Below are 13,747 nucleotides of genomic sequence, written 5' to 3' on the forward strand. Positions count from 1 at the left end.
ACCTCAAATTCGTTTGCTAAAATCCGCACCACCATCAATTCTTTTCTATAAGTATCAACAACTTAACAGCTCATGACACTTTTTTGAAAAATAACAAAATCACACCTCATCTTTTGAAGTGCGAACAATTGTTACTGTAACTTCATCTCTGTCGTGGTAGAGATGCCTCACCTTTACCGCAAATGCATCTTCTAACGCATTTAAACGGCTTTTTAGCAACGTCATGGCTTCAATCACAGTTTCATAACGTTGTTTCATAGGTAGCTTCAAGTTGAAAATCGCGTGCGTTGCCCAGTGTTTAACCAGCCAGTCACCCATCAACTTTGCTACCCTGTCGGGTTGCTCTATCATATCACATACAAGTAAATCTACACGACCAAATTGTGGTCTATATGTAAACCCGTCTGCCGCGTGATGTTCAACTAACCCCGTACTCATTAAACTATCGGCTACAAGTCCATTGTCGATAGCTTCCACATACATTCCGCGCTTCACCAGCTGGTATGTCCAACCGCCCGGGCATGCACCGAGATCCACGGCACGTCCACCGCTTCGAAGTACTTTAGCTTGCTGTTTATCGCTCAGCATATTTACTAAGGCATCTTCAAGTTTAAGCGTCGAGCGACTGGGCGCATCACTTGGGAACTTTAATCGGCAAATGCCCAAGTGATCGCTACTGGCATAACTGGGTAATGTATAACCAATATGACAAATTTCAAATGACTCAAAGAAAATATGCAGTTTGGGTTTACCCAGATTTTCCTTAGACGTAAGCCACCCCGCTTTTCTTAACGCTTGGCGAAGAGGAACCGTAAACTTTCGGCAGAACTTTGCGAGGGTTTTACCTTCTTCTGTATCTGGGTACTCGACGTCTATGGCACCAAAAATTGAAAACGGCTTTTCTACCTCTTTTAGGGCCTCGAGCACTTGCCCTACTCTGTCTTCTTTTTCTATATCGTTTAGCGTGGCAAAAACAGCCACCAGTTGACGAGGAAAGATACTGTCGTGAACAGCAAACTGAGTAATGGTTTGCGCTAACTGCGAGCCATCATATAAATGATAAAGTACAAAGCCACTGTTCTTCTTCGACACTGGGTAGCCATAACACCGGGCTTCACCGTATCGAGATGTAAGTTCGTTAGCTGTATCGTTTTCATAACCAGGTCGGCAATAACCCAAAATACTGATGTTAGACATTACCTGCCCCCGGCGTGTGGTGAGTTGTGCTCTGCTCTTCTTGTTGCTTGTTTAAATCATGACCTTTTATCAGTCCAATCACTAACAACACCCAGCCGATAATAAAGAACATGCCTCCCAGAGGGGTTATCGGGCCAAACCATTTTATGCCGCTTATTCCTAGCGCGTATAAACTTCCACTAAACAACACCGTACCGGTAACGAAACAAAACGCTACCCGATTAGCCCACGTCGATGAGACAACCCCTGACAATGCAGGTAAAAGCAGTAAGGCTAATGCGTGATACATTTGATAACGCACGCCAATTTCAAACGTGTTGAGCTGCTGTGCAGTTAACACGCTTTTTAAGCCATGTGCGCCAAACGCACCTAGTACCACAGAAAGGCCCGCGAGCAATGCCCCTACAATAAGATAAGGTTTAGCAACGGTGGCAAACCTAAGTTTTTCAGTTTTCATTAAATTAGTCGTTCGCTCTGATTTCTATTTAATCTTTAATTATTTAAATGGACTTCAATAAAAGAAGCGGTAAGCGTGGCAGCTTTAGCAATATGTTCTTCCTGCGTTTTTCCGCTTGCTTTTCGAGGCTTAAAACTGTGATCGCCGTCGTCTAAATATGCGCACTCAATCATGGAAGATAACACGCCGTTCTTTTTGTAACTCTCCACTTCGCTCTTCGTACCAAAGGTATCTCGTTCACCCTGAATAATAAGCAAAGGTTTAGACGCCGTTTGCAGATGTTCGGTGCGTGTTTTTTCTGGCTTACCAGGAGGGTGGAACGGATAACCTAGCGCTATCGCGCCTTTTACATTGCTCACCGCTTCATACACCATGGTAGCCATACGCCCGCCCATCGACTTTCCACCAATGAACACAGGCAAGTTATGCAAGGCTTTGTTATCTTTGCTGCAGGTTTCAATCACCGTAGTAAAATGTGACATAAGTTTATCGGCTTTATCGGGAGGCCTACGCTTACCGGTAGCTTTTATGGTTTGCATATAGGGAAAGTTAAAAAGCACGGTTGATATGCCTTTAGTGACAAGGGCTTTCGCCATGTATTGCATAAACTCATGTTCTTTTCCCGCACCGGCTCCGTGGCCTAGTATCAAACACGCTATAGGCTTATCAGCTGCATGCAATTCAATGTCAAAACCAGGTTGTTCAGTAATGCTGTTCGATGTAGTCATATTACAGCAAGTCCTCTTGTTCAGCTTCGACCTGCGCTAAGATCCAGTCTCTAAATGCAGCTATTTTACCTAACTCAGCCTGTGATTCTTCACACACCAAATAAAACGCATCGCGACTCTCTACGCGTTCTTCAAACGGCATAACTAACCTTCCCGCTTCAATTTCCGGCCTTGCAAGTACCGTGTTACCCAACGCAATGCCTTGACCGAGTGCAGCGGCTTGCAAAACTAGCATGGAGTGACTGAAAACCGGGCCTTGGTTAACGTTTACGCCAACCACACCTACATGCTTCAACCAATTTTTCCATGCAGTACGGCTTAAGTCGTGAAGCAACACGTGGTGCCGTAAGTCAGACAGGCTGGATAAAGGTTTGGGACCTTGAAAAAGCATTGGAGAGCAAAGCGGAGTTAGAAACTCTCGATGTAGCTGGTCGGCCTGAAGACCAGCCCAACGACCTTTTCCGTAATATATTGCAACGTCTACATCGTCTTCTAAAAAGCCTTCGTCGAAATCCACTGCTTTTATGCGTACGTCGATGTCTGGATGCGCCAAACTAAATTTATGAATACGGGGCACTAACCACTGGCTCGCAAAGCTGGGTGGCATGGCCACCGTAATCGCGCCTTTGCTTCCCTTTGCAAGTAGTCTCTCTGTCGCGTCCTGTAAATTTTTGAAGATATCCTTTAACTCAAGAAAATAAGCTTGACCTTCTTCGGTTAGAAGCAGGGTTCTATTTCTTCGAAGGAATAGCTTCATCGATAAGAAATCTTCAAGCGCTTTTATCTGGTGGCTAACGGCAGCTTGCGTAACAAACAGCTCATCGGCAGCCTTAGTAAAGCTCAAATGGCGAGCAGCCGCTTCAAACGATTTCAAGGCGTTGAGAGGGGGTAAACGTCGATGCATATATCGTTTTTAATCCAGTGTGACCGAAGCATGACAAATTCATTAGTTTTTCTAATGACAACCCATACTTTTACTCGTTTTATTTTTCACCACCAACTGACTACAATTTACCCGAAATTAAAAAAGAGCATTTAATTTCAGCATTTTATGATGAACATTTGTTAAACACTTTAACATTCATCAACAATTATTTAATTATTTTTATTAGGTGTGAAAATGAAAAAATTACTTTTAGCTAGTGTTTCTGTAATGGCTTTTGTAAGCGCTGCTGCAAATGCTAACGCACAACCAGAAAAGATCAATCTACAATCGTTAATCAACACGGCAATGACCAGCGTAAAAATGGCCGAAGTACTGCCAGAAAACGATGCGCACATTGTTGTGAAAAAGCAGTCTAAAGCGATTTTAGCTGAAGAGACGCAAGTTCAGCTTCACAAGAACTTATTAGCAATGACAAAAGGTGAAGAGCGCGTAAACGTTTCTGAAGCGGAATAAGCAACTCACACACCTGATACGCATGCCGGTGCTTGCACCGGCATACGCCATCAAATACTAGCTTAGGTATTACTTGTATCTAACGCGTCAAAACCTTTCACCAATTCATCTAGTGCTTTCATCTGCTGCAAGTAAGGCTCTAATTTTGCCAACGGCAGTGCGCAAGGCCCATCACATAGTGCTTCATCAGGATTAGGATGCGCTTCTATAAATAGCCCTGCCAAACCTAATGCCATACCACTTCTGGCCAACTGTGCAGCTTGCGCTCGACGACCATCTGCAGACGTCGCACGGCCACCCGGCATTTGAAGCGCATGAGTCGCATCAAATATTACTGGCGCATATTCTTTCATTGCGTCCATGCCAAGCATATCCACAACTAGATTATTATAACCAAAGCAGCTACCACGCTCACAAAGAATAACCTTATCGTTACCCGCTTCGCCTAGTTTCCCAATAATGTGACGCATTTCATGTGGTGCTAAAAATTGAGGCTTTTTCACATTGATAACGCTACCAGTCTTTGCCATTGCAACCACAAGGTCGGTTTGGCGCGCCAAGAAAGCGGGCAGTTGAATAACATCCACTACTTCGGCAACGGGAGCCGCTTGGTGAGGCTCGTGCACATCAGTGATAAGTGGAACGTTAAAGGTCGACTTAATTTCTTCAAAAATACGCAACCCTTCTTCCATGCCAGGCCCACGGTAAGAAGTCACAGATGAACGGTTCGCTTTATCAAACGAGGCTTTAAAAACGTACGGAATATTGAGCTTTTGCGTTACTTCAACATAGTGTTCTGCGATACGCATAGCGAGATCGCGAGACTCAAGTACGTTCATTCCACCGAACAGAACAAACGGCAAGTGGTTGGCAACGTCGACGTTACCTACATTAATAATCTGTTGAGATTCAGACATTATCTATTTCCAATTAAATCTTAAAAAAGAGGTTGTTTGGTTACAGCAACCATAGCCGTTGCCATAAGCACAACAAGCGCTGCTACGAAAAAGCTCCATTTGCCTAACGCTGTTTTGGCTTTTTTCAATGCAAACAATCCAAACACTATGTACAGCACCACGCCCACAACTTTAAATGTGAGCCATGCATTAACTAAAGGATATTGAGACAAAATAATGCATAGCCAAATTGCGCTGGCTAATAGCACGGTATCAATGATATGAGGGAGAATTTTAACCCATTTTTTGCTAAGTGCTGTAGCGTCGAATTGACTCCATATAAAGCGAAAGACAAAAAATAATATGCTCAAGCCAACGGCGGTCATGTGAAGGTGTTTAGCCATCATGTACATAATGTGTTCCTGTTCTTATTAGATAGTAAGGCTGCTTCTGGTTACTTTAACACAGGTGTTAATTGAGCCGATTTAGTTTTACAGCAATGCAAAATTCAACAGACTCAGAATACGAGTAGCAGACTCAAAAAAACAGGTGCATGTAGCACCTGCCTTCGTTTTAATTATGGTGCCTGTTTAGAGGCTGTTATTGTAACGTATTACAGTACGTAAATAACGGAGAAATAAATCATTATGCGTCAGGGAATTGAGCTTGAATTGCCATAAAGGCCGGAAGGTCATTTAGCATACACTGAACTAAATCAGGGTCGAAGTGCTTGCCACTTTCCTCTTTCAATACGGCTTCAACCTTATCAATTGTCCACGCTGGCTTATACGGCCTTGCGTTTAACAGTGCATCAAACACATCAACTAACGTGGCAATACGGCTTTTTACATCAATTTCTTCGCCTTTAAGCCCGTCTGGATATCCCTTTCCATCCCAGCGTTCGTGATGTTGCTTTGCTAACATTGCTGCAAGTTGGATAGTGGGCCGGCTTGAATCTCGCAAAATCTGGTAACCAAATTCAGCATGCTGACGTATTTTAAATACTTCCTCTTCGGTTAACGGCGTCGTTTTGTGCAAAATAGATTTAGGCACTATAGACGTCCCAATATCATGAAGCGGCACGGCAAGGCGTAATGCGTGGATGTCTTGCTCGTTCAGCCCAACCTTTTCTGCCAACAGTTGCGCCATTTCAACCATTCTTGTGAGATTATTTGATGCATTTGACTCATGCTCTAACGCTCGACCTAAACGCTCAATTATTTCTTTCTGCGTCGCTTCAACATCAACGGTTTTAAGTACATTGTCAAAAGCAAGCTGAACACTGTCTGAAAAGCGTTTTACCAGATGACGATCACTTTCCCCTATTCGTCTCGGTAATCCTGACAAGTACAAGAGTGCACCATTGTGACTTTTACTGTTGCAATAAGCCACAACGTGATCTTCTGCATAAACAATTTGCTTATCGCGCATGGCTCTTGCGCACAGGGCATATTCTTGTGCGCTAATCGCGTCTTTTAAAGGCACCCCTTCCTTACTGGCGTACTCACCGTTGCCAGCAAAAACATATAGTTCGTCGTCACCCAGTTTGTTGTTGCTGGTGTTGATAGTACGCGATGTGGTTGCCACCGCAGTGGTAATGTAGGCAGCATCCTTTGAACAGCCCAAAATAGATGCAAGCTGTTGAATAATACCCTGCATGAACTTTTCGAGGGAACGGGAGGAAAATAAATCCACAGACGCATCTATAATTTTTTCAAGGCCGCGCCTATTTTCTTCGATAACGATAATATCTCGATATGAGCGGAGCGCTGCAATGATAACAGTAAAAAGTTTTTGCGCGGTCAGTTCGGTTTTCGACTTGTAGTCGTTGATGTCGTAATTTATGATGACATCTTTTTCTGGCGCTTGGCCAGGTTGTCCGGTACGCAAGATAATACGCGTAAAATGATTATCTAGTTCGTTACGAACATACTCCGCCACTTTAAGACCGGCGTCGTCAGTTTCCATAACAACGTCGAGTAACACAACTGCGATGTCGTCATGGGTTTTGAAAATTGCCTTGGCTTCTTCACCACTGTAGGCACTGACAAATTCTAGTGTTTTGCCGTTTAAGCTAAAGTCACTTAGCGCCAGTTTGGTAACCGTATGTACTTCGGGTTCGTCATCAACGATAAGTACTTTCCAACTCCCCAGATCGTCTACTTCATTTTCATCGTCGTCTTCTGCGAAAAGAAAGTCATCATTCATCTGGTACGTCCTGTAGTGTAAGAGATTGTTTAACTTAGTGCTTTTTGAGGTCTTACAACCGCTTAATAGATACTAATGTAAAACAAAATATTAGCAAGTTTGCAATTAAATTTTGATAACTACAGGAAAGATAACTTCTTTGGAGGTTAAAAACTACTGCCACTGTCCTAGCGTTACACGGTCATTGTCGCCGTAGTCTTTAACAGTTTTGACGTCTACAAATCCCGCATCTGCAAGCAGAGCGTTAACCGCAGCCCCTTGGTCAAAGCCGTGTTCGAATACAAGTAAGGCACCTTTATTGAGATATTGCGGCGCGCTATTAATGATGTGTTTGATGTCGTCTAGACCATCACTGCCCGAGGTTAATGCTGTTTTAGGCTCAAAACGCACATCACCCTCATTAAGGTATGGACTGGATTCTTCTATATAAGGTGGGTTTGAAACAATAATGTCGAAGGTTTGGCATGCCAGCGCACTAAACCAATCACTTTGAACAAAATGCGCATTGGCTATGCTATTAGCTTGGGCATTGCGGGTAGCAAGCTTCACCGCCCCCACTTGATAGTCTACGCCAGTAACGGATGCTTCTGGCAGTTCGCTCGCTAATGCCAGCGCAATGGCGCCCGTACCTGTTCCCAAATCACAGATTGATAAGGATGCAGAGGATTGTTGATTTGCCCAATTAAGCACTTGCTCAACCAATACTTCTGTATCTGGTCGTGGAATTAACGTATCTGGCGAGGTAAACAGTGACAGGGTCCAGAAATCACGCTTGCCGATAATATACGCCACGGGCTCACCCCGTTTACGCTTGGCCACATCCGCTTCAAATTGCGCTTTCTGGGCGGCATCCAAGGTTTTATCAGGCCACGTGAATAGATAAGTTTGTGACTTACCTAGAATGTTCGCCAACATGACTTTGGCATCAATAGAGGGTGACTCCCCACCCTCTAGTTGCTCAGCGGCCCATGTTAAGGCGTTGTTTATGCGCATTGTTTTTCTATAAACAGTTTGTGTAACAAGACAGCGTTATTCGTCAGAAAGAGAGGCCAGCAGATCGGCCTGATGCTCTTGCAAAATTGGGTCGATAAGCTGCTTAAGGTCACCTTCCACCACTTCGTCTAAACGATAAATAGTCAGGTTGATACGGTGGTCGGTTACACGTCCCTGCGGGAAGTTATAAGTACGAATTCGCTCAGAGCGGTCACCGCTACCGACTAGGCTCTTACGGGTAGAAGCCTCTTCTGCTGCACGCTTTTCTTCTTCAATCTGATTTAAGCGCGCTTGAAGTACCGACATCGCTTTCGCACGGTTTTTGTGCTGTGAACGCTCGTCCTGACATTCCACTACCAAGCCTGTTGGCAAGTGGGTAATACGAATTGCAGAGTCGGTTTTGTTAACGTGCTGACCACCCGCACCTGATGCACGGAAGGTATCGATGCGAAGCTCTGCAGGATTAATTTCAATTGCCTGCGACTCTGGAATTTCTGGTAACACCGCCACGGTACATGCCGAGGTATGGATACGGCCTTGTGATTCGGTTTCTGGTACACGCTGTACGCGGTGACCGCCCGACTCGAATTTCAATACACCGTACACGCCATCGCCGCTAACATTAGCAATGACTTCTTTATAACCGCCGTGCTCACCTTCATTGGCGTTAACCAACTCTACACGCCAGCCACGACTTTCGGCATAACGGCTGTACATGCGGAACAAGTCACCTGCGAATATTGCCGCTTCGTCACCACCCGCACCAGCGCGAATTTCCAAGAAACAGTTGTTATCATCGTTAGGATCTTTTGGCAGAAGTAGCACCTGAAGTTCAGTTTCAAGGCGTTCAATTTCCGCCTTGGCTTCTTTCATCTCTTCCTGTGCCATTTCGCGCATTTCGGCGTCATCTTCGTTCAACATTTCCTGCGCTGAAGCCAAGTTTTCTTGTGCTTGCTGATAAGCATTAAAGCCTGCCACTACATCTTCTAGCTGACTGAACTCTTTTGACAAGTTGCGAAACTTATCCTGATCGCCGATAACTCCAGGGTCGCCTAACAACGCCTGAACTTCTTCGAAACGCTCGACTAAGTGTTCGAGTTTCCTAACTACCGACTCTTTCATATGCTTCTTATTACCTTATTTATTATCGTCTGACGAAAAGTCAGATAAATCTAATGCCTGTCCCATCCATCGGCTTAACGCCGGGTCATCGTGCATGGCAGCCTCGCGTAACGCTAAGGTAGTTGGGTGCAATAGCGTATTGGTTAATTTATACGCCATTTCTTCTAATACCGTTTCGGCATTTTTACCTTCTGCTAATTGCGCTTTGGCTTTTTCCACAATATCGTCACGCTGTGCCATGCCTTTTTGGCGATACTGTCTTACTAAATCTATCGATTGCTGCGACTGCTTCCACGTCATGTAGTCGCCAGCTTGTTTGTCGATAAGCTTTTCCGCTTCTTTTGCTGCTTGCTCGCGGTTTTCTAAATTCTTCTGAACAATATGCTGCAAGTCATCAACAGTATAAAGATAGGCATCGCCTAGCTCGTTAACCTCTGACTCAATATCTCGTGGTACTGCAAGGTCAACCAAAAACATCGGCATGTTTTTGCGCTGCTTAAGGGCTTTCTCCACCATGCCCTTGCCAATTAAGGGCAGTTGGCTAGCGGTAGAGCTTATCACGATATCAAAGTCTTTTAAGTGCTCTGGCACTTGCGATAAGGTAAACACACTCGCATCTAGTGTTTCGGCTAAGGCTTCTGCTCGCGCTACGGTTCTATTCGCCACAGCCAAACAGCTCACGCCCTGCTCTTTCAAATGCTGAGCCACAAGTTCAATGGTTTCGCCAGCTCCCACTAATAGCACTGAACGTTTTGGTAGTTCAGCGAATATATGTTTTGCCAGCTGCACGGCTGCATAAGCCACGCTTACCGCGTTTGCACCTATATCTGTTTCACTGCGAACTCGTTTTGCCACCGAAAACGTATGTTGAAACAGCTTATCAAATTCGCTGCTCACCATACCCGAGTGTTTTGCATCACCAAACGCCTGCTTCACCTGACCCAAGATTTGAGGCTCACCTAAAATCAGTGAATCAAGCCCGCTGGCTACGCGCATAATGTGCTTAACCGCTTCATCCTGAGCAAGCACATAGCTGTTATTGGCAATCTCTTCTACATCTAAATGATGGAAGTCACTTAACCATTGTAAAAGCTTTTGGCCGGTGTCGTCTTGAGTATTAACGTATAACTCAGTGCGGTTACAGGTCGATACAATGACAGACTCATCTACCCCTTCCAGCTTTTTTAAACTCGCAAGCGCTTCCACCAGAGAATCTGGTGTAAAGGCCACTTTTTCACGAAGTGCTACTGGTGCTGTTTTGTGGTTAATACCGAGGGCGAGTAAAGTCATTAAAATCTGTGCTGGCAACGTCGGAGCGGCATTGTACGAAAAACCCAAAATGATTGAAAGTGTTGGTGAAACTGTGTTCCCATAATGTCACAGCTAAATATGTTTTATTTTTATACAGGTAACACGCCTTAATGATTCGCTTAACTACCCTACTGTTGACCTTTTGCTTTATATTAAGTGCATGTACAACCGCTCCCAAAGGCCCAGAAAACGCGGTAAACCTTACGGCTCAACTTGAAAAGGTTGCTGAAGTTCACCAGTGGCAAATGCGCGGAAAAATTGCATTTCGCCAAGGTAAGGAAGCGGCCAGCCTTAATTTAGTCTGGAAAAACGATTCCGGTGATTTTGATTTTCGATTAACCAATTTTTTAGGGGTAAGTCTGGTTAACCTTAATGTTACCCAGCAGCAGTCAGTATTAGAGGCTGACGGCGAAACGTATGTAGATGCTCTACCAGAGCCACTTATTTATCAGATTACGGGAATGATAATTCCGGTGAAATCACTGTTGTCTTGGGTAAAAGGACTACCGCTGGACGGTGATAAATTCACCCTTACCGAATTAGGGTTGGTTGATACCCTTGAAAGCTATTGCCAAGGATGTCGAAATTGGCAAGTTGCTTACGGTAACTACGGTAGTGTTGAGCTAGGTGATGGCACATCTGTATGGCTGCCTCACAGCATAACGCTTACTCAAAACGAAACGCCGGATATGCCTCAAACTCAGCTTAAAATTAAAATTTATCAGTGGACTCTGTAGTGAACTCATTTGTTTCTAAACAAAAAGATTGGTGGCCTTCCCCCGCTAAACTAAATCTTTTCTTACATATTCTTGGCCGCTACGACAACGGCTATCACCAGCTCCAAAGCCTGTTTCAAATGCTGGATTACGGCGATGCACTCGCCTTTGACATAAGCACAGACGACACAACCATACGCATGGAAACACCACTGGATGGGGTACCAGACGATGACAATTTAATTGTAAAAGCAGCGCGACTGCTGGCAACAAAAACAAAATGTAATAAAGGTGCCGTTATTTCGTTAGACAAGCGCCTTCCTATGGGGGGCGGTATTGGCGGGGGTTCTTCGAATGCCGCAACCACGTTAGTGGCGCTTAATCACCTTTGGAACACAGGGCTAAGTGAAGATGAACTGGCTGAGCTTGGGTTGTCTTTAGGCGCTGACGTACCTATTTTTGTGCGAGGTCTAACGGCATTTGCAGGAGGCGTTGGAGAAGAGATAACGCCAGCTCCGCAACAAGAACAGTATTTTTTAGTAGCGAACCCAAATGTTCATGTCAGCACAGCCGAAGTGTTCACCTCGCCGGATTTGCCCAGAAATACACCAGCGATACGTTGGGAAGACTATAAATTTGAAAAAACTTGGAATGATTGTCAGCAATTAGTCGCGAATCGCTATCCTGAAGTTGCAAAATTATTACAGTGGTTGGTACACTACGCACCGTCGCGAATGACGGGCACAGGTGCATGCGTGTTTGCCACTTTTTCTGACTACACTTTAGCCGAACAAGTTAGGGCTCAAATGCCTGAAGCTTGGCAGAGTTTTGTCGCAAAAGGTGTGAATCGCTCACCACTATTAGACAAATTAGAACAACAAAGATAGCGTGTACGCCACATCGGACAAGAACTTAAAAATTGGGGTATAGCCAAGTTGGTAAGGCAGCGGGTTTTGATCCCGCCATTCGTAGGTTCGAGTCCTGCTACCCCAGCCAAACCTCTTTTATCAACGCACTGAGGAACCACTTGTGCCAGATATGAAGCTCTTTGCAGGTAATGCCGTACCAGAACTTGCCCAGAAAGTTGCCGATCGCCTCTACACCAAACTTGGAAATGCCAAAGTTGGCCGTTTCAGTGACGGTGAAATCAGCGTAGAAATTCATGAAAACGTCCGTGGCTCGGACGTTTTTATTATCCAGTCTACGTGTGCGCCTACTAACGATAACCTTATGGAACTTATTGTGATGATCGACGCACTACGTCGCGCATCAGCTGGTCGTATTACAGCAGTAATTCCTTACTTTGGTTATGCACGCCAAGACCGTCGTGTTCGTTCAGCTAGGGTGCCAATTACTGCGAAAGTAGTGGCTGACTTCCTGTCTAACGTTGGTGTTGACCGCGTACTTACTATCGACCTACACGCCGAACAGATTCAAGGTTTCTTTGATGTTCCGGTGGATAACGCATTCGGTACTCCTATCCTTCTTGCTGACATGGTAAGACGTGATTTTGCCGACCCTGTAGTCGTTTCTCCTGACATTGGCGGTGTTGTACGTGCACGTGCTACTGCGAAACTACTTAACGACACCGACCTTGCCATTATCGATAAGCGTCGTCCTAAAGCGAACGTGGCTCAGGTAATGAACATCATTGGTGATGTAAAAGACAGAGACTGCATCATTGTCGATGACATGATTGATACAGGCGGTACGCTTGCAAAAGCAGCCGAAGCACTTAAAGCACATGGCGCGCGTCGTGTTTATGCTTACGCAACTCACGCTATCTTTTCAGGTAACGCTGCTAACAATCTTAAAGAGTCTGTTATTGATGAAATTATCGTTACCGACTCTATCCCATTAAGTGCAGAGATGAAGCAAATTGGAAAAGTAAAACAGCTTACTTTATCTGAGATGCTTGCAGAGACTATTCGTCGCATCAGCAACGAAGAGTCTATTTCAGCAATGTTTGAATACTAAAATTTAAATATTGTTACTCCTACCAAAGAGCTGGCCCATGTAAGTGGCGCCGGCTCTTTTTTTATCTTTCTTTTTTCTTAAAAAGCAAACTGTACCCTTGCATAGTACATCAATCCAAATACGTTCTCTTTACGTCTTAGATATATTCTATTGCCACTTTCCAACACGTTAATGTGACTTTCTTTTCATCTATTTTAGGTTTAACGTTAAGAATTGTTGCGCGTTAAAACTACTATGAAGGACATAAAATGAAAACAAAAACACTATGCCTTGTTGCAGTAATTACTGCCCTTTTAAATACAGCGGGCTGCTCTGGATATGACGACTCAGTGAAGCAAGCAGAACTCGAGAAACAAGGAACTGAGATGAAAGAAAAATCTTCCATAGTTCAAGCTAATGATAAGAGTTCTATGCCCAAGGAACTGGTAGCCGAACCTGTTACCCAGGCTGAAGCAAGAGAAGATAATGCAAAAGGTGAAATGACTATGAAGGGCAGTATTATTTATAAAGATCTCGAAGGCGGTTTTTATGCTTTTATTGCTGAAAACGGCGAACGTTATACGCTACATGGCTTAGATGAAACCTATCAAAAGAACGGCCTTATTGTTGAAGTTAAAGGTACGCCTAAACCCGACATGATGACCTTTACGCAATTCGGTACGGTACTTCAAGTATCAAGCGTTAAAGTACTCGATACCAGTAAAGTCATTGATAACCTGCAAACACAATGATCGTGAAAGTAG

15 protein-coding genes and 1 tRNA gene are annotated in these 13,747 nt (G+C 44.4%); 6 read left to right on the forward strand and 10 right to left on the reverse strand.

All coding sequences use genetic code 11. The annotated features are described in order from the left end of the window. Nucleotides 1-99 precede the first annotated feature (99 nt). Genes rlmM through RJ41_RS00345 form a run of 4 tightly spaced genes read right to left on the reverse strand, consistent with a single transcriptional unit; the run spans nucleotide 100 to nucleotide 3,286 of the window. Entirely contained in the window at nucleotides 100-1,197 is a 1,098-nt protein-coding gene (gene rlmM, locus RJ41_RS00330) for a 23S rRNA (cytidine(2498)-2'-O)-methyltransferase RlmM (RefSeq protein WP_039216228.1), read from the reverse strand. Next, nucleotides 1,190-1,654: a DUF423 domain-containing protein gene (locus tag RJ41_RS00335; protein ID WP_039216229.1), complete on the reverse strand. Its 465-nt coding sequence runs from the start codon at nucleotides 1,652-1,654 to the stop codon at nucleotides 1,190-1,192. The genes rlmM and RJ41_RS00335 overlap by 8 nt, the downstream gene beginning before the upstream one ends. A gap of 35 nt (nucleotides 1,655-1,689) precedes the next feature. Further along, nucleotides 1,690-2,382 carry an alpha/beta family hydrolase gene (locus RJ41_RS00340; protein ID WP_052235370.1) on the reverse strand — a complete coding sequence of 231 codons (693 nt, stop codon included), beginning with the start codon at nucleotides 2,380-2,382 and terminating at the stop codon, nucleotides 1,690-1,692. Between the two features lies 1 nt (nucleotide 2,383). Beyond that, entirely contained in the window at nucleotides 2,384-3,286 is a 903-nt protein-coding gene (locus RJ41_RS00345) for a transcriptional regulator GcvA (protein ID WP_039216230.1), read from the reverse strand. A 216-nt stretch (nucleotides 3,287-3,502) separates the two neighbouring features. Between RJ41_RS00345 and RJ41_RS00350 the strand changes: the two genes are divergently transcribed. Continuing rightward, the gene (locus RJ41_RS00350; protein WP_014949023.1) at nucleotides 3,503-3,781 is read left to right on the forward strand and encodes a hypothetical protein; all 279 of its coding nucleotides are present in this window, start codon (nucleotides 3,503-3,505) and stop codon (nucleotides 3,779-3,781) included. A gap of 62 nt (nucleotides 3,782-3,843) precedes the next feature. Here RJ41_RS00350 and kdsA read toward each other — a convergent pair whose 3' ends face one another. The 6 genes from kdsA to hemA form a co-directional block, all read right to left on the reverse strand. Beyond that, nucleotides 3,844-4,698: a 3-deoxy-8-phosphooctulonate synthase gene (kdsA, locus tag RJ41_RS00355; RefSeq protein WP_014949022.1), complete on the reverse strand. Its 855-nt coding sequence runs from the start codon at nucleotides 4,696-4,698 to the stop codon at nucleotides 3,844-3,846. 20 nt (nucleotides 4,699-4,718) lie between these two features. Next, nucleotides 4,719-5,090 carry a SirB2 family protein gene (locus tag RJ41_RS00360; RefSeq protein WP_014949021.1) on the reverse strand — a complete coding sequence of 124 codons (372 nt, stop codon included), beginning with the start codon at nucleotides 5,088-5,090 and terminating at the stop codon, nucleotides 4,719-4,721. Nucleotides 5,091-5,322: 232 nt separating this feature from the next. After that, nucleotides 5,323-6,885 (reverse strand): response regulator, encoded by a 1,563-nt coding sequence (locus RJ41_RS00365; protein ID WP_039216231.1) that lies wholly within the window; start codon nucleotides 6,883-6,885, stop codon nucleotides 5,323-5,325. 153 nt (nucleotides 6,886-7,038) lie between these two features. Then, the gene (gene prmC, locus RJ41_RS00370) at nucleotides 7,039-7,878 is read right to left on the reverse strand and encodes a peptide chain release factor N(5)-glutamine methyltransferase (protein ID WP_039216232.1); all 840 of its coding nucleotides are present in this window, start codon (nucleotides 7,876-7,878) and stop codon (nucleotides 7,039-7,041) included. A 36-nt stretch (nucleotides 7,879-7,914) separates the two neighbouring features. After that, nucleotides 7,915-9,000: a peptide chain release factor 1 gene (prfA, locus tag RJ41_RS00375; protein WP_014997976.1), complete on the reverse strand. Its 1,086-nt coding sequence runs from the start codon at nucleotides 8,998-9,000 to the stop codon at nucleotides 7,915-7,917. Between the two features lie 15 nt (nucleotides 9,001-9,015). After that, on the reverse strand, nucleotides 9,016-10,290 hold the full coding sequence (gene hemA / locus RJ41_RS00380; RefSeq protein WP_014949017.1) for a glutamyl-tRNA reductase: 1,275 nt from the start codon (nucleotides 10,288-10,290) through the stop codon (nucleotides 9,016-9,018). Between the two features lie 131 nt (nucleotides 10,291-10,421). Here hemA and lolB point away from each other — a divergent pair, with 131 nt between their 5' ends. From lolB to RJ41_RS00405, 5 genes are all read left to right on the forward strand, one after another. Next, nucleotides 10,422-11,048, forward strand: coding sequence for a lipoprotein insertase outer membrane protein LolB (gene lolB, locus RJ41_RS00385; protein WP_039216233.1), 627 nt, complete (start codon nucleotides 10,422-10,424; stop codon nucleotides 11,046-11,048). Beyond that, nucleotides 11,048-11,914 (forward strand): 4-(cytidine 5'-diphospho)-2-C-methyl-D-erythritol kinase, encoded by an 867-nt coding sequence (gene ispE / locus RJ41_RS00390; RefSeq protein WP_039216234.1) that lies wholly within the window; start codon nucleotides 11,048-11,050, stop codon nucleotides 11,912-11,914. Before lolB ends, ispE begins: the two co-directional genes overlap by 1 nt. A gap of 33 nt (nucleotides 11,915-11,947) precedes the next feature. Continuing rightward, nucleotides 11,948-12,023, forward strand: a tRNA-Gln gene (locus tag RJ41_RS00395). Nucleotides 12,024-12,056: 33 nt separating this feature from the next. Beyond that, the gene (locus RJ41_RS00400; protein WP_014949014.1) at nucleotides 12,057-13,004 is read left to right on the forward strand and encodes a ribose-phosphate pyrophosphokinase; all 948 of its coding nucleotides are present in this window, start codon (nucleotides 12,057-12,059) and stop codon (nucleotides 13,002-13,004) included. Between the two features lie 248 nt (nucleotides 13,005-13,252). Further along, entirely contained in the window at nucleotides 13,253-13,735 is a 483-nt protein-coding gene (locus RJ41_RS00405) for a hypothetical protein (protein WP_039216235.1), read from the forward strand. The last annotated feature ends 12 nt before the right edge of the window (nucleotides 13,736-13,747 follow it).

Source organism: Alteromonas marina (assembly GCF_000808575.1).
In the GTDB taxonomy this organism is placed as follows: domain Bacteria; phylum Pseudomonadota; class Gammaproteobacteria; order Enterobacterales; family Alteromonadaceae; genus Alteromonas; species Alteromonas marina_A.